10 protein-coding genes and 4 pseudogenes are annotated in these 19,087 nt (G+C 58.9%); 6 read left to right on the top strand and 8 right to left on the bottom strand.

The window, feature by feature from the left end; all coding sequences use genetic code 11:
* Positions 1 to 90 precede the first annotated feature (90 nt).
* Together HAP54_RS23385 and HAP54_RS23390 are read left to right on the top strand one after the other, a co-directional pair.
* Entirely contained in the window at positions 91 to 1,434 is a 1,344-nt protein-coding gene (locus HAP54_RS23385) for an IS1380 family transposase (protein ID WP_166298516.1), read from the top strand.
* Positions 1,435 to 2,049: 615 nt separating this feature from the next.
* Positions 2,050 to 2,996 (top strand): IS630 family transposase gene (locus HAP54_RS23390; RefSeq protein ID WP_166293531.1). Its coding sequence is split into 2 segments (ribosomal slippage): positions 2,050 to 2,389 and positions 2,389 to 2,996, totalling 948 coding nucleotides; the frame shifts between segments, so codons are not numbered across the junction.
* A 12-nt stretch (positions 2,997 to 3,008) separates the two neighbouring features.
* On the opposite strand, the gene HAP54_RS23395 is transcribed toward HAP54_RS23390, so the two are convergent.
* Positions 3,009 to 4,592 carry a carbohydrate porin gene (locus tag HAP54_RS23395; RefSeq protein ID WP_166304029.1) on the bottom strand — a complete coding sequence of 528 codons (1,584 nt, stop codon included), beginning with the start codon at positions 4,590 to 4,592 and terminating at the stop codon, positions 3,009 to 3,011.
* A gap of 1,148 nt (positions 4,593 to 5,740) precedes the next feature.
* Here HAP54_RS23395 and HAP54_RS23400 point away from each other — a divergent pair.
* Entirely contained in the window at positions 5,741 to 6,256 is a 516-nt protein-coding gene (locus tag HAP54_RS23400; RefSeq protein ID WP_029084417.1) for a hypothetical protein, read from the top strand.
* A 543-nt stretch (positions 6,257 to 6,799) separates the two neighbouring features.
* Here the strand turns inward: HAP54_RS23400 and HAP54_RS23405 are convergent.
* A pseudogene (locus tag HAP54_RS23405) lies at positions 6,800 to 7,011 on the bottom strand (sarcosine oxidase subunit beta); the annotation flags it as partial.
* Positions 7,012 to 8,089: 1,078 nt separating this feature from the next.
* Positions 8,090 to 8,344: pseudogene (locus HAP54_RS23410) on the bottom strand (helix-turn-helix domain-containing protein); the annotation flags it as partial.
* 137 nt (positions 8,345 to 8,481) lie between these two features.
* Here HAP54_RS23410 and HAP54_RS23415 point away from each other — a divergent pair.
* Positions 8,482 to 9,546, top strand: coding sequence for an IS630 family transposase (locus HAP54_RS23415; RefSeq protein WP_166204319.1), 1,065 nt, complete (start codon positions 8,482 to 8,484; stop codon positions 9,544 to 9,546).
* Positions 9,547 to 9,630: 84 nt separating this feature from the next.
* Here the strand turns inward: HAP54_RS23415 and hemN are convergent, their stop codons facing one another.
* The 3 genes and pseudogenes from hemN to HAP54_RS23430 all read right to left on the bottom strand — a co-directional run.
* Positions 9,631 to 10,965: an oxygen-independent coproporphyrinogen III oxidase gene (gene hemN / locus HAP54_RS23420; protein ID WP_166304032.1), complete on the bottom strand. Its 1,335-nt coding sequence runs from the start codon at positions 10,963 to 10,965 to the stop codon at positions 9,631 to 9,633.
* Between the two features lie 332 nt (positions 10,966 to 11,297).
* Complete coding sequence (locus HAP54_RS23425; RefSeq protein ID WP_156929073.1) at positions 11,298 to 11,468, bottom strand: hypothetical protein; 171 nt, start codon at positions 11,466 to 11,468, stop codon at positions 11,298 to 11,300.
* Between the two features lie 550 nt (positions 11,469 to 12,018).
* Positions 12,019 to 12,126, bottom strand: a pseudogene (locus HAP54_RS23430) (IS66 family transposase); the annotation flags it as partial.
* A 2,102-nt stretch (positions 12,127 to 14,228) separates the two neighbouring features.
* Between HAP54_RS23430 and HAP54_RS23440 the strand changes: the two are divergent.
* Positions 14,229 to 15,358, top strand: a protein-coding gene (locus HAP54_RS23440) for an IS3-like element ISRj2 family transposase (RefSeq protein WP_166204126.1) whose coding sequence is annotated in 2 segments (ribosomal slippage) — positions 14,229 to 14,481 and positions 14,481 to 15,358 — 1,131 coding nt in all. Because the reading frame shifts where the segments join, the coding sequence is not laid out codon by codon here.
* Positions 15,359 to 15,436: 78 nt separating this feature from the next.
* On the opposite strand, the gene HAP54_RS23445 is transcribed toward HAP54_RS23440, so the two are convergent.
* Both HAP54_RS23445 and HAP54_RS23450 read right to left on the bottom strand, forming a co-directional pair.
* Entirely contained in the window at positions 15,437 to 16,426 is a 990-nt protein-coding gene (locus tag HAP54_RS23445) for a radical SAM protein (protein ID WP_166304034.1), read from the bottom strand.
* Between the two features lie 254 nt (positions 16,427 to 16,680).
* Entirely contained in the window at positions 16,681 to 18,024 is a 1,344-nt protein-coding gene (locus HAP54_RS23450) for an IS1380-like element ISBdi2 family transposase (protein ID WP_166204320.1), read from the bottom strand.
* An 888-nt stretch (positions 18,025 to 18,912) separates the two neighbouring features.
* On the opposite strand from HAP54_RS23450, the pseudogene HAP54_RS23455 reads away from it, so the two are divergent.
* Positions 18,913 to 19,079 (top strand): annotated as a pseudogene (locus tag HAP54_RS23455) (IS110 family transposase); the annotation flags it as partial.
* Positions 19,080 to 19,087 lie beyond the last annotated feature (8 nt).

The raw sequence follows: 19,087 nt of genomic DNA on the forward strand, positions 1-19,087 counted from the left end.
CTGGCGAGCGTGGTGTAAAGCGCTGATGCGGCGTAGGATTCGGTTGCAAAGCCAACCCCATCACCTTCAGCCGCGAACACCACGCCCGCCATGATCGATGATACGATTCTGCCCTTCTCGTTTCCAGCCGTTCACGCCAGGAAAGTCACAGCTGCCTTCGATGGCGGTCGGCTGACCTCGAACGGGGGCGTGATGCTTCTGGCGATGGCCGAGCGGCGTCTCGGCTTGGCCGACAATTTGGCCCGGGTGTTCCCGGATCGGCGCGATCCGACGCGGGTCGTGCACAGCCTTGTCGATATGTTCCGCGCGCGCATGTTCGCGATCTGCTGCGGCTACGAGGACGCCGACGACCTCGATCATCTGCGGTCCGATCCCGCATTCAAGCTGGCCTGCGGACGGCTGCCGGACACGGGTCGCGATCTGTGTTCCCAACCGACGCTGTCGCGGCTGGAGAATGCTCCGCGCCTGCGCGACGTGATCCGACTGACCTACACTTTGGTCGACGCATGGATGGATAGCTACCCGCGCGAGCCGGCATCCGTCACGCTTGACATCGATGATACCTGCGATGTCGTCCACGGCCATCAGCAGCTCTCGCTGTTCAACGCTCATTATGACGAACGCTGCTTCCTGCCGATCCACGTCTACGACACGGAGAAGAGCCGGCCCGTGGCGGTCGTGCTGCGGCCCGGCAAGACGCCGGGCGGCGTCGAGGTGCGGGCCCACCTGCGCCGCCTGATACGGCATATCCGGACGCGGTGGCACAACACGCGAATTACGTTCCGTGGCGACGGGCACTATGCCCGGCCGGAGGCAATGGCGTGGTGCGAGACCAACGGCATCGACTACATCTTCGGTCTGTCCGGCACCAAGCCGCTCGCCAGAAAACTCGACGAGGCCGCCGACGACATCCGCACGCGACGCGCCATCGAGAACCTGCCGGTTCTGCGTGGCTATACCGAGACGCGCCACAAGGCCAAGTCCTGGGATCGCGAACGGCGTACCGTCGCCCGTATTGAGGCGACGATGCTCGGCCTCGACATCCGTTTCGTCGTCACCAGCCTCGATGTCGGCTCGGCCGAGTGGATCTACGACAGCCTGTATTGCGCGCGCGGCCAAGCCGAGAATCTGATCAAGCTGCATAAGACACAGCTCGCCTCCGATCGCACCAGCTGCCGTTCGGCGCTCGCCAATCAAGTCCGCCTCGTTCTCCACACCGCCGCTTATTGGCTGATGCTGACCGTGCGCGACGCGATTCCCAAAGCCCGGGAATTGGCCACAGCCGAGTTCGCGACGCTGCGTCTTCGTCTCTTGAAACTCGCTGCCCGTGTCGTCGAGACCACGAGCCGCATTCGCCTTGCGTTTGCCGCGGCATGTCCCGAAGCCGACCTGATCCGCGGCTTGCCAAGCGCGCTGCTGCCGCTCGGTCCTTGACCGGCGGGGCGTCCGCCCCCCGTTCGCCCAACCTACACCTCAAGCGCGTTGCAAAGTACCGGTCGTCAGGCGGTGAAAAGCCGAAGGCAATCCCGCGCGCCTCGTCAGAGCAGATGTGCGGCCACATCAATCGGACTAAAAAAACGCACTCTCACGAATAGGACGGGCTAGTCCAATCGTGCTAACTTCGTTCACGGACGCTTCCTCTCTCGTGATGGCTGTTCAACACCCTTCACTTTGGCACATCGATGCCGTCGAGGGGGCGTCCACCCCATCACAGCAGGAGCAGCAAAAAAACCAATTCCTTCGAGCCGCGATTCTAGATTGGCCTCGCGGCTTCGCCGATACCAGAAACCAAACAGCCAGAACGCCTCGCGCCCCGGGCGATGGACGAGATCATCTCGGAATCCTGGGCGAGATCAAATCGGTACACCCAGGCGAAATCATCGGAATCGCAATCGAGAAGCTCGCTGTCGCATGCTCCATGAAAAGGTAAGAGCAAAACGAGGCTTGCGATGATCTAGAGCATTTTCCGACCGGAATGAATCGGGTGGGGATTCCCAAAACGGCGCGAGTCAGATTCAAGCTGCATGCTGGCGAGGGAGGCCAGCATGTATGGCCAGGGCGCTTTCGGTTGATCTTCGTCAAAGGGTGATAGCCGCGATTGACGGTGGCATGTCCTGTCGACAGGCTGCTGAGCGCTTTGGTGTCAGCGCGGCCAGTGCGATCCGCTGGCGCGGTCGCCTCAAGGAAGTTGGCGACATCGTTCCTAAACGCCAGGGCGGTGACCGCAAATCGCAGCGCATCGAAGCGCATTCGCAATTGATTCTGGAGGCAGTGACAGCGAAGCCGGATATCACGCTCGCCGAGTTGCGAGAACTGTTGAAACGTCGTGGAATATCGACTGGCATCGCGTCGCTCTGGCGTTTTTTCCAGCGCAGAAAGATCACACTTAAAAAAAGACAGCGCACGCCGCCGAGCAACGGCGCGGCGATATAAATGCCGCGCGTGAGGAGTGGTTCGAAGGGCAAATCGATCTTGACCCTGAGCGTCTCGTCTTCATCGACGAAACCAGCGCCAACACCAAAATGGCGCGGCTTTACGGCCGCTCGCCACGCGGCGAGCGATGTCGTGCAGCTATCCCACACGGACATTGGAAGACGACGACATTCACCGCTGGATTGCGCTCCGACGGTCTGATCGCGCCGCTTGTTCTGGACGGTCCAATGGATGGCGACGCTTTCCTGGCCTACGTCGAGCAATTGCTCGCCCCATCGCTGCGGCCGGGCGATACCGTTATCATGGACAACTTGCCCGCTCACAAGGTCCATGGCGTTCGAGAGGCCATCCGGGCGGTCGGAGCAAGCCTGCTCTATCTTCCGCCCTACAGTCCAGACTTCAACCCGATCGAAATGGCCTTCTCTAAACTGAAAGCCCTGTTGCGGGCCGCCGCAGCGCGCACCATGCCCGATCTCTGGCAAGCAATCGCCAACGCTCTCAAGCGCTTCTCACCCGAGGAATGCCAAAATTATCTCGTCGCGGCTGGTTACGACGCAACGTGATCGGAAAATGCTCTAGAAGAATATCAGCGTAGACACCAACAGGTCGAGGGCGTGCTCCGTTTGGGGCGTGTGTGTGATGCTCGTCGGGTTATGGATGTATGACAGGCCGATGCTCGCATATATTCCCGGCGCGAGATACGCAGTGTATGTTCCCGTGATTGCTGTTGTATCGCGATGCACGAGCTCGCCCTTGGCCAAGGCAGCATCCACCGCAAACTTGCTCCAGACGGTGTTGGTGGCAACGAGAGCCATCAGATCACTGGGCCGACTATCAAAAGGTCCCTTCGCATAAAGGCGAAGCTCGTAGTACTGGCTGATTCTGTTGAGGTCGGGCGGTGCTCCCATGAGAGAGAATCCGCCATAGATACCACGAGATGGTGCCCCCTGGACGTCACTCTGCCAGAGCTGCCGGTCCGCGGCGATGTAGTGAAAACTATTGCCGCTATGCCTTTGCCGGTCCGGGTCCGCTACATTCTTGTAGCGGCTGCTGCTGAAACCAGCGCCTGCCCGCAACCACGTGTCAGGCACGCCGGGAGCGGCCTTGCTCTTGTAGCCAATCTCGTCGATGAAAAGAATGCCCGCGTTTGCTGTGCTCCAGTTCACGCCGCTGGGATTCTCGGTTACATGCGCATAGGGTCCATCTGGACTGATTGAGCGCTGCACGGAGACTTTGTTGTACCAGCGATCATCGAAATTGTACTTCAGGTTGAGGGCGGGGGTCGGCGCCGCGTTGGTGCTCATCCCTGCTTGGAACAGGGCGAACATGTTTGATCCTGAAATTCCTCCGAACAATGTGCCGGTGAATTCGTTCTGATTTCTAAGATAGCCAAACTTGAGTTCGAGTGTCCTGTCGAGGAAAGTTTGGTAGTAAGCGAGCGTGTTGAGTCCTACTCGATCTGGCCCCGGGCGCTTCCATGTCCAGTATTGCTGCTCGGCCCCCACGGCAATTTGACCATCAGCAATACCGAAGCGGCTGAGATCGTAGGTGACGATCATGAAGTTCGCCGTGGCAAATGTCGGATTTTGTCCCATATAGAGCTGGTTTGCGAAGCTGCTTCTGGCTGCATTCGGCAGCTGGTTGTCTGCAAAGCTGTTGTGCGTCCAGCCGATATACCCGATGCCGATGTCCGCCAGCGCAGATCTGGCGCCGCCCTTGTCCTGATCTATCGTATCGGCAGGCCCAGGAATGGCGAGCCACAACCCCTTTTCTCGTAGATTTTCGAAACGCGCGAAAGGGTCGATCGCCGCTTGTGTTCTCGTCTGGGTAGCCTGATCGGCACTGCCGCTCTTTTTGAGAGGCATGCTGGGACCAGTTGCCGGCGCCGCGGCACGGGGTCCGGATGCCTTACTGATCAAGCGGATGGAGAGCCTTGTCGCCCGATCGGGAGCGGTGCTGCGGCTCCTTTTGGTGACCTGATCTGCAGTATCTCTGTTGAGATCAAGCTCGTTAGCGGCTTTTGCCAGAACTGAATTGCCGACCAGACAAGCCGCCAGCGGAAGTGCGACAACCCGGCGCCGTCGCTTCGAGCTGTATGCAAGTGCCGCCGTAGCCGAAGATGTTCGAGACGTTATCGCCGAAACAATGCGATCGCGCATAATGTACTTCGCGTCCCTATCTGCGAGCCGTGAATGGATCGAGCGTCGGCCTGATTGCACGAGAAGCGGCCTTCCCAGCCTTTGGAGTCTGAAGGCTATGGTGACCTCTAAAAGCAAAAGGTCTCGTACGTCCCCAGCGGGACCGGCTTAACCGTCCCGAACCTCGTCACCCGGGGAGGGCGAGGATGATCTGGCCTGCACGTAGCTTGTGCATCATGCGTGGCGCCGAGTGCGAGCTGCGTGCGGGCTCGATGAGGTGCTGATGACGAACGAGCTTCAGCTGTCCTTGCCAGCAAGACATCGCGAGCGACCGTGCTTCGTGATGGCGCAGAGGAGTCTTATGGTGCCGAACATCGTGCTTGAAGACGTCATTCTCGACGAAATGGTAGTCACCGAAAGCAACCCCCGCCGGTGACGAGGGCAGGCATCATGAAGCTTTGTTGGCAGCTCGGTCACCGAAAGACGAGGCAATAGACGGCGCGAGGTCTGGAAAATGTTGCCGTCTGTGCCCCCGGCGATCGTGGCAGAGTGTTCTGCGTGCTGGCGCAGGAGAACGGAGAAAATAGCATTCGAGCAGCTTTGATCGCTGCCGGAGGGCAGTTGGCGAATCCGTCAGCTCCATTAGCGCGGCCAAATCTATGGTGCATTCCGAGTTCCTTGACAAATGATCCGTGGGGCGTTCGATGGCCACGCTTGCCAGCTGTCCATCGTCTCGATCAACCTGCCGAGATTGGTAGTTGCAATGGCTGCCGGTCCAATGGCATGGCGCCCCTCGACCAGGTGCTGAGGTGGCTAGCTGGCAGGGCTGAGTTTCCGTCGCAACGCACTCCGGCGAATTGGCGCGGTTCGTATTCGGCCGCAGCAGGGTGAGAAAATCTGCAAGGATCTTGTGAATCGTGAGAAAATGCTGCGCCGTCGCTCGCAAAGACGCGAAGCAGTACGCCGCTGCTGACGGTAAGATGCAGGAGATCCCCGCTAGGGGTCTTTTGCGCTGAAAAAGAGCCCACAGTGGAGCCAAAGGGCAAACGATCGGAGGTTGCGAAGAATGATCGTGCCCGGGGGGGGCGCGGGCGGCTGCAGCCCGTCAGCATCGCAGGCTATTGCAGCAACGAGCAGCCTATTGGGTCGGGGAAGTCGCGCGTGGAACCATGGAGATGACAGATCAGGCTGCCGCCTCGGACTTGCGGCCGCTCTTGCACAGCTCGTTAGGGCGCATTCGCTGGGGTTTGATGTTTCTTGTTGTCTTCGTCGGCCTGGGTGCGGCGGCAGCCCATTTTGCATCGAGCCTCGCAGAGTTCGTCGAAACGCCTGCCGCTGGGCAAGTCGGTTCAACGATGGTTCTGTCACCGGAGGACAGGGCATCCCTGACCGAGACACAGGGGGCGCAGCAGAAGCTGAGCGATGACATCGCAGAGCTCACCCGCCACATCGATGCCCAGCGGGGCGACCTCCAAGCGATCTTGGATCAACTCACCACACTGACTTCGCGAATCGACACCTTGCAGATTCCGGCGCCTGGTCCATCTGCTCCTTCCGCTGCTACTTTGCCGCCAGACAAAGCGGTCTTGAGCTCCGTCAAGAAACGCATCGGACGCTCAAAACCACAGGGTCCTGTTTCGGTCGGAGGCGCGCCTTTGATCGCAGGACCGATCGGCGAGCGCTGACACCACAGACCGGTCGCCTCCGTATCGCTGTCTCACCGCGTCGCCACCGCCGGGGCGGGGCCCGCGCCGGGCGCCGCGTCAAGCTGCCTCGCGCCGCCTCGACCCGAACCGGATATGGATTGGCCCCTTCCATCACATGTCTCGTTCAGTGCAGCCGGATCTTCGAGATCACAGCGAGAAGATCCGCTACGGACGGCCTCCGCCGTAAGTCCGAACCGAAACGCCTGTCGATCTGAATAATGGGCCCGAGCAACGCCGAACCTGGACTATCCTAGTGGCTCTGCACAGTGATTTTGACTGGTTAGCACCATCGGGGTCCAACGGACTTTCAGCAGAAGCTAAGAGCGCTAAGGATGCCGGGGTCATCTAACGGGCCAGACAATTCGCAGGGCAGCCCGTCGCCGGCCGGGGCGCGGACGCGTCTCCCGCGGGCTCGCGTGAATCTTCCGTATAGAGAGTTCGCGTTGCACGACGATCCTGGCCTTGTGCGCGACCCATCGCAGCACAGCCTGTCGGTGGAGGTCACCGCTGCGTCTGGGTCCAAAGGTCGGCATCGACGCCGTGTAGCCGCATGGCTTTGCGCGCCGCGTATAAGCGTCGCGCTGAGCGTCGGAATGGAAGCGATTCAACGCGCCACGCTGAGACCATGGCGTTTAAGTTGAAGTCCTGCTCCCAGTTCATGGCTCATAGAAGGGATTGTTGCCGGGCAGTAGGTAGTTCGAGCGAGCAATCGTCGCGTTACGACCAACATTGCCTACTATGTCAAGCCGCTATCCCTGGACGGAGCGGCCGTCGCGAGTCCATCGGGAGCCATTGTCCGTTGCAAGCAGGTTCTACGATTAAATTCTTCAGACAATTGAAGCGTCTCCGCACTGAGCGAGTATGCCGCGCGGTTGGCACAATCGCCAAGATCGGGGATTTCGGGTCAGTTGGTCGCAAACTTGTCAGAGAGACGCGAGCTCACGACGAACATCAATTGGCGATCGTGACAGCGGTGATCGCTCACCATCCCCCCGCGTAGCGCTCATGGCTCATCAAGACGTCGAGGGGAGCCTCATAGGGCTGGTAGGTCAAATTTGGCTTGAAGCTGACGTAAGGTCATATTGTAGCGTCGCCAGCGAAACATGACCAAAAGCAGGCTCGATCCGATAATGCATTTTAGATTTACAGACTTCGACGACGTGCGCGCCGCAAACAGAGCATATAGCAAGGCTTCGGGAGTAGGTTATCATCGCAGTAGACTGCGCGGGACGCCGCATCTCGAGCAGCAGGCAGCTTCAGCTCTTGACATATGGACTTGGTGTCTCTCGCCTCAAGAGAGGATCAATTACATCCGAAAACATCGTTCCCAATTCCGGTTTGACAGCTACGGCCAGATGATCGGTGTCGTCCGCGGTCGTTGCTTCAGTGGTTACGCATCCGAGCTCATCAAATGGCGAAATCGATTCAGGGCCAACACGTGGCGTGCTGCCGTGTTGTTTTGCGCTGGGACTTGGGCAATCCTCATTTATGCTGTCCTCCGAGTGCTAGATATTGTTCGCAATTGACTGGAGTTCCCATAGTAAGGCCGTTCACCGCTGCGTGAATTGAAAGTCTTTAGTATGCGCGTGAACGGTTGCAAGCCGACTCGTGTCTGCAGCCGTAGCTCGGACTCGTCCCATCTTCGGCGCGTTACGGATTTGGTTCACGTGCCATCGGATAGTCATGAGATTGCCGCCCACGAACAGGGCCCCGTCTCGGTTGGTCGTCCGATGATCCAATCTTGATCCGAAGCTCCTGCCGGAGCTAATCTGACCGCCGAACCCAACCTATCAAAATCACTGTGCAGAGCCACTCGGCGAGCGTGATATCCGGCTTCGCTGTCACCGCCTCCAGAATCAATTGCGAATGCGCTTCGATGCGCTTCGATTTGCGGTCACCGCCCTGGCGTTTAGGAACGATGTCGCCAACTTCCTTGAGGCGACCGCGCCAGCGGATCGCGCTGGCCGCGCTGACACCAAAGCGCTCGGCAGCCTGTCGACAGGACATGCCACCGTCAATCGCTGCTACCACCCTTTGGCGAAGATCAACCGAAAGCGCCCTGGCCATACATGCTGGCCTCCCTCGCCAGCATGTAGCTTGAATCTGACTCGCGCCGTTTTGGGAATCCCCACCCGATTCGTTCCGGTCGGAAAATGCTCTAGTACCTACTGTTCTTAAAGCGTGAGTCGTGATTCAAGGTCGGGATGATACCCGAAGCAAGAGAAGTCCACCTTTCGAGGAAAGATCGCAAGGTGCTTGAGGCGTGTTGCCGCTCCCCGGTGACGTTGCAGCGGGATTTGAAGCGGGCGCGGATAGTTCTGTTGGCGGCGGATGGACGCAGCACTCGGTCGATCGCCAAGGAAGTTGGGGTCCAGCCGCGGATTGTCAGCCTTTGGCGGCATCGCTATGCCGACCAAGGCCTTGAAGGGCTGCAAGACAAGCCGCGACCGGGCAAGCAGCCAATCTATACGAAGGCCACCGACAAGCGGATTCTGAAGCTGCTGGACAAGCCGCCGCCGGACGGGTTCGCACGCTGGACCGGGCCCCTGCTGGCCGGGGCGCTGGGCGATGTTGACGTCCAATATGTCTGGCGGTTCCTGCGCAGCCACAAGATTGACCTCGCGGCTCGTAAGTCCTGGTGTGAGAGCAACGACCCGAACTTTACGGCCAAAGCCGCCGATGTTGTCGGCCTCTATGTCGCCCCGCCCGCGAAGGCCATTGTGCTGTGCGTGGACGAGAAGCCCTCGATCCAGGCTTTGGAGCGAGCGCAGGGTTATCTGAAGTTGCCCAATGGCCGCGCCTTGACCGGCCAGAGCCACGATTACAAGCGGCATGGCACCACAACATTGTTTGCGGCGCTCGAAGTCGCCACCGGAAAGATCATCGCGGCGCATTCAAAACGCCGACGCCGCGTCGAGTTTCTCGACTTCATGAACAGCGTCACCGCGGCTTTTCCGAACCGGAAGCTTCACGTCATCCTCGACAACCTCAACACCCACAAGAAGAACGAGCATTGGCTCAAGGCCCACCCCAACGTGCAATTTCATTTCACGCCGACAAGTGCGTCTTGGCTCAATCAGGTCGAGGTATGGTTTTCGATCTTGCAGGGGCAGTCGCTCAGCGGCACCTCCTTCACAAGCCTCACGCAGCTTCAGGAGCACATCGATGCCTACGTCAACGCATACAACGACAGAGCCGAGCCCTTCGTCTGGACCAAGAAAAAGGTCCGTCAACGCCGTTTCAAAGGCCGCCGTATCACTCAGCTCTGATTCTGGGTACTAGTATGACCGTACGGGCCGCGGCCCGCGACCTCATTTGATGCTTCGGAACTGTGCGCATATGGGTGGTCTTCGTTAATATGGTGCGCGGTCGAGATAAGCGTCGAATGCCGCAGCAACGGCGCGGATGACAAAACGGTGCTCCTGCTTGACGCGGAGGATACCCTTTTCGATCTCCACTATCCCGTCCTCGGTGAGCATCTCCAAGCGATCAGCTGAATCAAGAAAAGCTACTGGATCAAATCCGTGGTTGGCGCAGATTGCTGGAACATCGGCCTGTAAGTCGCACATCACGCGTTCGATGATTTCGGCCCGAAGCCGATCTTCCTCGGTGAGACGGTAGCCCTTTGAAGTCGGGAAGCAGCCAGCTTTGATATGCTGATGATAGGAAGCGGTTGCGAGCTCATTCTGGACGTAGCCGTCAGGAAGGCGGCCAATGGCGGACGGACCGAAGCCGATCACGGTTTGACAGGTATCAGCCGAATAACCCAGGGAGTTGCGGCAAAGGCGACCGGCCTTCTGCGCCAGCGCGAGCTCGTCGTCTGGCAAGGCGAAATGGTCGAGCCCAATTTGTCGGTAGCCCGCCGCGACCAGAGTGTCAGCCACCGCCGCGGCTTGCTCGGCGCGAGCGACATTGTCCGGCAGCGCCGCCTCATCGATCTGGCGCTGACGTTTCATATAGGAGGGAACATGGGCGTAGCCGAAAACCGCAAGCCGGTCCGGCCGCATCGCTACCGCGATTCTGGCGGAGTCCACGCAGGACTGCACCGACTGGTGTGGCAATCCGAACAGGAGGTCGAAGTTGATGCGGCTTATTCCATGCTGGCGCAGACTTTCGACGGCAAGAGCTGTCTGTGTCTCGCTCTGGACGCGGTTCACTGCCCGCTGCACCAGGGGATCAAAACTTTGCACGCCAATGCTGGCGCGGCTAACGCCGGCTGAGCCTAATGTTTCGGCCATCTCGGTCGTGAACGCTCTGGGATCGATCTCGACGGCAACGGTGGTCGACTTGCTGAATGTGAAGCAGTCGCGCAGGAGCTCCATCAGGCCCAAGAAGTCGGCGGGCGAGATGATGGTCGGTGTCCCGCCGCCGAAATGCACGTCGCTGACGGACAAGGCGCGCGGCGCCTGCGCTGCGACCAAATCAATCTCCTCGCGGAGCACCGCGAGATATTTGCGGATCGGTCGCTCGCTGTGAGTGAGGCTTGTCGGGAAGCCGCAATACCAGCAAATCGAGCGACAGAACGGAACGTGGAGATAGATGGATACCGGTTCATCGCGCGGCAGCCGCCTCAACCATCTCCCATAAGTGTTGGCGCCCACCATCGCAGAGAAATCCGGTACGGTCGGATAAATAGTGTACCAAGGCAGGCGGGAATCGCAATATTTGTTCAGCAATGAGGTCTGCACGTCTTATCTATCCATGCTCACACACATGAAGTTGACCCATCTCCTCCTCGGTGTCTTTGCTTCATGTCAATGTGCCCGCTTTGGTCTCGATCTTTGTCTGGGCGTAGTGGCAATCCGTCCTCCGAAGGTGTGTCGCTTCTGGCTCTCACACGTTTATGAAGAAGCAATGATCTCAAACCATCAGCTCGCGGCGGATGTTCATGGCATTCGACGAGCAAGTGGATACGCTAATGCCGAAATGGTAAAGCGCGCCGACGGCTGGCGGGATCAAATTCGCTCTGGCAGTCTGGCAGCATAGGATCAATAGGGCAGGACGGTTTATGAACTGATGGTCATACGTTCAAATCCGGTCCCGCAACGACCGATGCTTGCGATAGCAAGCCATCCAGAGCCCAGGCCTCCGAGAGGAAGTCGGGGTTCTTCTTGTCCGCCGCAAATCGCAGGATCGCGGCCAAGTCACCGCGCAGCACGATGGCGAGCTGTTCCCCGTCGAGCACGAGCAACCTGATCGATCAACGTACGGAACCGCCGCCTCGGCTTTCTCCTCTTCGCACTGCAGGCTTTCATACAGTGCAGAGATGCGCTGCCGATAGACTCCGCATGTTCGGGTGCAAGAGCGGCGGGGGCCTCGGCGCTCGCGAGCAGATCGGTCAACTTCGACTTGCAAGCTTCGAGCGCATCCATCTCAGCCTTCATCGACGGTTCATACGTGCCATCTTGATCGCAGTGATAATGCCTCGAATCTGCTTTTCGACTCTTTCCAGCTCGCTTTGCCAAGCATCCTGATCGGTTCGACGTTCGATCCGCATTCGGTTCACTTCTTGGGTGAATTCCTCGCAAAACAGCTTGAACGATTCGGGCTTTATTAAGTGCGTCCGGAGGCCGTTCAATACGGATGCCGCCAGCGCATCGTGCCGGATGTTCAGGCGATTATTGCACGTCCCCTTGTTCCCGCGCCGCCGCGCAGGTCCTTCGAGATCATCGTGTACCCACCGCCGACGCCGGCGGCCCAGGCATCTCTTCGTCGGCCTAGTGAGATGCGGTTGTTGCGTGGCGGTCGAGTTCGACCTTGTCGCGGGCGTAGATGGCCTCCTGGCGGTAAAGCGGCTCGCCATCGGCATATTTGGCAACGGCAATCTGGGCCAGAAGCGCTTCCGTCGTCAAAGCTATTGGAGTGCCGGTAACGAGAGACGCGGAAGCCAGCTCCAGCGTCGCCGACCGCCTCGCAGTGTTCCAGTTCAACGTCCTCTCGGCCTAATCCTCCGTAGAAATCACCCGGCTCGGCGAGCCGAGGGGCATCAGCAGCTATCGGATTGCACGTCTCTCCACCATACTGTGTATGTGAAGGACAGGACTTGGCGGCAATCAAATACCTGAACGTGACCGCTGACGATTTTCACTGAGAAGAAGGACGATGTGTCGTCCTCGTAGCCGATGCAAATCTCCGAGGTCCCAGGGCTCAATATCCAACGCGATTTCGCCCCGTGGTGATACAGGTTCGGTAACAAACCGCTGACGTGGCATTCACTGTCGTAGTCGTATCCGTCCACTTGTTTTCCGCATACGGCGACACTAATCTCGTTGCGCGTTTTGGTTTCGCGTTCGTACACGCTGAGGACTTCGCAGCGCCGATGGTAAGCGAACGCGACCGCAGCTGAAGCCGCTCGGACATGCTGTTTCATATCGCCTACCTAATGCCGGACGGACGAAGGGCGGGATGCGCCGAGTGCGCCCCCGTGTCGTCAATGGCCGGCAACGATCGCCGAGGGTAAGGGACTCCAAATAAAAGACGCCGCTCCTCTTCGTCCTAACTCCCCACCGCGGGTTCTTTCTTTAGGCCCGCAAGGGTGACGACCCGGATTCTGATCGCCGACTCACTGCGCTTTAGCTCACTCGCGATCTCTTGCGCAGCTCGCGCGGCTTCCCGCAGTTCGAATACCCGCTGGTCGTCCAGCTTAGACCACCGGGTAAATCGCTTACCTAGCAACCCCGCCTAAAAGCAGTCATTTATCTAGGTTCTCCCCGGCTAAATTCGTGTCCCGCTGTGCGACGTCAGTGCTTTGCCTGACAAGCTCGCGAACTCTTACGCGATAAGGTCTCGTCTGAGAATGCTAACCCGTTTGTTCAGTGCTCGGCGCAACGCATTGCCCTCATCTGTCGTCATCCTGCCAGCAGACCGCTCGGACACACAATCCATCATGACCCGTTGAATCTGGACCAGTGTCATACTTTCGATCTGGGCAATGCGCTTCTTAACTTCGGCACGCAAGTTGGCAGTCTTTCTAGACATCGTCAGATCCTGATGCTCCACGGAGTCCAGCCCGAAAGGCTGACGACGTTTGACGGTACAGCATCAACATTGGATCGGGCTCCTACCCATTTTGGGGGCCCGTCGCTCCCTGGCCACTCATCCTCTATTCATCCTCGGCGCGCCCGGGCTAAAGAAGGGCTGAGGTCCGTGAAGGAGCCTGAGTGTGGCATGTTCGAACAACCACACTTCCATTCTTATTCAACCGCCGCTCGCATCTGTATTGGCATTACGGTCTTAGGTGCTGCTCTGCTGGTCGGGATAATAATGACGCACGTCGTGCCGTAAGGCTGCCTCAGTTGGTGTAGGCGGAAACAAGAACACCATAGCGATGCGCAGATTATTCTGGCGAAAACCTGCTCCGGCTACACCTGCGGATATCTACGACTCCACGAGCGGCGACCTTGAGTCGGCCAATCCGCGGTACAGCCAGACGGATCTTACATACAGAACGCGCCACCATCCGTAAGCGCGACCTCGACTTCCGCAGTGTTCGGCGGGACAAACGCAGCATCAGTCAATTCGGCGAAATCTTGAATCGGCAGAATCGGCGTTGTCGAGCCCCTGAGTCGAATTTGATGGTGCTCGGTGTATTTGGTATTAAAGTATCCTACGAAAGCGCGTGCTCAGCGATTGATGACCGGCGTCGAGACGTGGGGTGATCGGGAAGTTGCGGGGTGTGAATAACCTCGTAAGGTTGGCGACCGTGGTGACGTGACCCAAGCCCTTTTTCGACGGGCCAAGGCAGCCAATGAGAAACCGTTCAAGCATCACTTATTTCGAATAAGCAAGCGCTTCGGGCGCGTGAAGTCTCGATATTTGCCGGTAAGCGTTCCATTGACGAATTGGAGGCCGTGATCGCCATAGAGAGCTGGCTCCGCAAATTCGGACAGTAGCTTGAGTGGATTTTCTGCCTGACAGCGGCGAGGATTCTTGCCGCGAATCAGGAGCGAAGATGACGAAGAAGAGCCGCCGGATGCATTCTCCGGCATTCAAGGCGAAGGTTGCTTTGGCTGCGGTCAAAGGCGACAAGACGCTGGCGGAGCTGGCGCAACTGTTTGATGTTCATCCGAACCAGATCACGATCTGGAAAAACCAGCTCCTGGAAGGCGCCGCCGGCGTGTTTGGGCATGACAAGGCGTCGGCCGAGACGCCGGTCGATTTGAAGGCGTTACATGCCAAGATCGGCGAGCTGGCGTTGGAAAACGATTTTTTGTCCGGCGCGCTCACCAAGGCGGGCCTGCTGAGCGCAAAGCGATGATCGACCGCGGTCATGATCTTTCTATCGTGCGCCAGGCGAAGGTCCTGAAGCTGGCTCGCAGCACGGTCTACTATGAACCTCGGCCAGTTTCGGCCGAGGACCTTGCCTTGATGCGTCGGCTCGATGAGCTGCATCTCGATTATCCCTTCGCGGGAGCGCGTATGCAGCGATCGTTGCTGCGGCGGGAGGGCGTATACGCCGGTCGCCGCCACATCGCGACGCTGATGAAGCGCATGGGGATCGAGGCGGTCTATCGTCGCCCGAACACGAGTAAGCCGGCACCGGGTCACAAGATCTACCCGTACCTGTTGCGCGGATTGAAGATCGAGCGGCCCGACCAGGCGTGGGCAATGGACATCACCTACATTCCGATGCGGCGTGGCTTCGTCTATCTCGCGGCGGTCGTCGATGTGTTCAGCCGACGGGTCCTGGCCCATCGCGTCTCGATCACAATGGAGGCGGCCTTCTGCGTCGAAGCGGTCCAGGAGGCGTTGGCGAAGCACGGCAGGCCCGAGATTTTCAACACGGACCAGGGCAGCCAGTTCACCAGCCTCGAGTTCACCGATGTGCTGCTGGACGCGAAGATCGCCATCAGCATGGACGGCAAGGGCGCCTGGCGCGACAACGTGTTTGTCGAGCGGCTCTGGCGCACGGTCAAATACGAAGAAGTTTATCTCCGCGCCTACGACAGCGTGTCCGAGGCGCGAGCGTCAATTGCCAAGTATCTGGCCTTCTACAATCAGGGACGCCCTCACTCGAGCCTTGACGGGCGCACGCCCGACGAGGCTTACTTCGGCACGCAAGCTATGGTGATGGCCGCATGACCGTCGCCGACGATTTTGTCGTCGCTCTGGTCGGGCTACGCCCTCCCGACGCAACGACAAAATCGTAAGGCCCCGCGTTCAGCATAACCCGGCAGGAATCCACTTAAATCCCGCGGGGCGCTGTCCAAACAACCGGCGCCAGCTCTTTCCCTCGAAATCCGAGTTCTCCTGCCGGTAGGCTCGGCCGCCAGCGATCTTGGTGAAACGCGTAAAGGATTCCTGGCGGTAACCCTTGGACGCCATCAGAGCAACATTCTGGTCGTAGACCTCATACTTATCCGCATCAGAGAAGAATAATTCGGGGGCGTGCGCCTTTGAGGTCATGATGTTTGTCATCGGACGAACAACAACGGGGTAAAGGGAGAGTGTCTGCGACTCGTAGTCGAGCGCGCGGCCAAGCGAAAAGAACCAGGAGTCACGGGTTTGACCACGCAACCCGTAGATCAGATCAAGATTGACGTGGGAAAAACGTTCCGTCAGTGCTTTCATTCCCGCTTCTGCAGTCTCGACCGAATATGGTCTACCAGCGTGCGCAAGCTCGCCGGGTACCATGGTCTGGATGCCCATGCTCATTCGGTTGACGCCAAAGGCCTTCAAGCAATCCAGAAGGTTGTTGTCGAAAGTGTCTGGCGCGCTCTCGATCGTAATCTCACATTTCCGGCTTCGTTTTGGAAATGCAGCCTCGAGGGCGGCGAAAAGCTCGCGGAATTGATGCTTAGTCAGCAGAGTTGGCGTGCCGCCGCCGAAATAGATACTTACAACCTCTCGATCTCCGAAGTATTCTCCATATCGCGCGATGTGCTCCGCCAATCGAGCAACATAAGACTCCCTCGTGGCCGGGCTTTGACGCGTTGTAAGGAAGAGCGTGCAGTAGGTGCACCGGTAGCGGCAGAACGGTATGTGGATATAGATGTTGATGTGCTTAGAACGGCTAGCCTGCTCAACGACATCAGTTATGTGGAGTGGCTGCGGAAAAGCCCGATACGCTCGCTTGGAAGGATAACCATAGACGTAGGTCGGCAGCTCCTTTTTCGCTATGCTCGTCCGAAGAAAGTCCAGACAATCCATGACCTAACCTGTTGATTGCCAAACCCGGTGAATGCCTGAACGCTGTCGTTCGCCGAAGGCCACAAGTTCACGCCTTGTGGTGATTAGCCCGTCCTATTCGTGAGAGTGCTTTTTTTAGTCCGATTGATGTGGCCGCACATCTGCTCTGACGAGGCGCGCGGGATTGCCTTCGGCTTTTCACCGCCTGACCGACCCGTACTTTGCAACGCGCTTGAGGTGTAGGTTGGGCGAACGGGGGGCGGACGCCCCGCCGGTCAAGGACCGAGCGGCAGCAGCGCGCCTGGCAAGCCGCGGATCAGGTCGGCTTCGGGACATGCCGCGGCAAACGCAAGGCGAATGCGGCTCGTGGTCTCGACGACACGGGCAGCGAGTTTCAAGAGACGAAGACGCAGCGTCGCGAACTCGGCTGTGGCCAATTCCCGGGCTTTGGGAATCGCGTCGCGCACGGTCAGCATCAGCCAATAAGCGGCGGTGTGGAGAACGAGGCGGACTTGATTGGCGAGCGCCGAACGGCAGCTGGTGCGATCGGAGGCGAGCTGTGTCTTATGCAGCTTGATCAGATTCTCGGCTTGGCCGCGCGCGCAATACAGGCTGTCGTAGATCCACTCGGCCGAGCCGACATCGAGGCTGGTGACGACGAAACGGATGTCGAGGCCGAGCATCGTCGCCTCAATACGGGCGACGGTACGCCGTTCGCGATCCCAGGACTTGGCCTTGTGGCGCGTCTCGGTATAGCCACGCAGAACCGGCAGGTTCTCGATGGCGCGTCGCGTGCGGATGTCGTCGGCGGCCTCGTCGAGTTTTCTGGCGAGCGGCTTGGTGCCGGACAGACCGAAGATGTAGTCGATGCCGTTGGTCTCGCACCACGCCATTGCCTCCGGCCGGGCATAGTGCCCGTCGCCACGGAACGTAATTCGCGTGTTGTGCCACCGCGTCCGGATATGCCGTATCAGGCGGCGCAGATGGGCACGCACCTCGACGCCGCCCGGCGTCTTGCCGGGCCGCAACACGACCGCCACGGGCCGGCTCTTCTCCGTGTCGTAGACGTGGATCGGCAGGAAGCAGCGTTCGTCATAATGAGCGTTGAACAGCGAGAGCTGCTGATGGCCGTGGACGACATCGCAGGTATCATCGATGTCGAGCGTGACGGATGCCGGCTCGCGCGGGTAGCTATCCATCCATGCGTCGACCAAAGTGTAGGTCAGTCGGATCACGTCGCGCAGGCGCGGAGCATTCTCCAGCCGCGACAGCGTCGGTTGGGAACACAGATCGCGACCCGTGTCCGGCAGCCGTCCGCAGGCCAGCTTGAATGCGGGATCGGACCGCAGATGATCGAGGTCGTCGGCGTCCTCGTAGCCGCAGCAGATCGCGAACATGCGCGCGCGGAACATATCGACAAGGCTGTGCACGACCCGCGTCGGATCGCGCCGATCCGGGAACACCCGGGCCAAATTGTCGGCCAAGCCGAGACGCCGCTCGGCCATCGCCAGAAGCATCACGCCCCCGTTCGAGGTCAGCCGACCGCCATCGAAGGCAGCTGTGACTTTCTTGGCGTGAACGGCTGGAAACGAGAAGGGCAGAATCGTATCATCGGTCATGGCGGGCCTGGCGTTCGCGGTTGAGGTGATGGGGTTGGCTTTGCAACCGAATCCTACGCCGCATCAGCGCTTTACACCACGCTCGCCAGCCTCTCAGGCGCACTCTGACGAATAAGACGGGTTAGTGGCTTCCATGGAAGCTGCTAATCCGCGGTCCGTACTGCGTTTTCGTCACCTGTGTTCTTCGGGTCTAGCCGTGCGGCTTACGTGTAAGAAACCAGTCTAGCCGTACGGCTTATATGTAGGAAACCAGACGCCCGCAGATATAACTACAGGGGCTGCACCCCGAGAATTCCGCCCACTGCTCCTATGAGGAGCCAAGACCGGCCTCCTGAAGTTGCAGATGCTTCTTAAGCAGTTAATTCGGTCACACCTTAAGCTGAAATATCGATCTTCATTGCTGCTTCCCTTCTCAATGAGAGGATCAATCAGTGATGGCGTCGGCAACTCGTGCCGCCGGGCAACGAGAGACACTCAAGAGTCGTGCCAACTGCGGGGGAGGAGAAACCCCGAAAAGCCGTCCTACATTCTATTCAACAACTTGACTGCGAGCGCGGCAGCCCGTCGGTCGAGTCATGTGTGGCAGACGCGATAAGCCGAGCAACTGAGAGCAACGCAAGTCACCAGCTACCATGTGATTTGCTCCAAGAGATGTTCTGCCGCCATGGAGACGCATTCGTCACGGTGATCCTTGAAGTGAGCGTAAAGTGACAGAGGGTCCACGTTGTCGGTGTCAGACAATGCGGCGGGATCGTATGCCCACGTCTCGATGACAAGATCGGCTTGATCGCTGCTGGTTTCAACGTAAGCGAGCTTTCAATTACATAGGGTAATCGCGGGGTTGGGAACACCGGCGTGGTTGTGATGCGTTGGATTGAGGTGGTTGCCGCCGAACGCGTCGTGTTCGAGACGGGGCCCTTGTCAGTCTAGTTTACCATGCACTGACACAGGAAAGACTGCCAGCGATTTGCTTAGATGCGCGGGACGCCAAGGCGGCGCTAGATATGGCGCCAAACAAGACCGACGCAAATGACCCGGATGGGCTCTCTCATCTTGTCTAGTA

Source organism: Bradyrhizobium sp. 2S1, from assembly GCF_011516625.5.
Classification (GTDB): domain Bacteria; phylum Pseudomonadota; class Alphaproteobacteria; order Rhizobiales; family Xanthobacteraceae; genus Bradyrhizobium; species Bradyrhizobium septentrionale.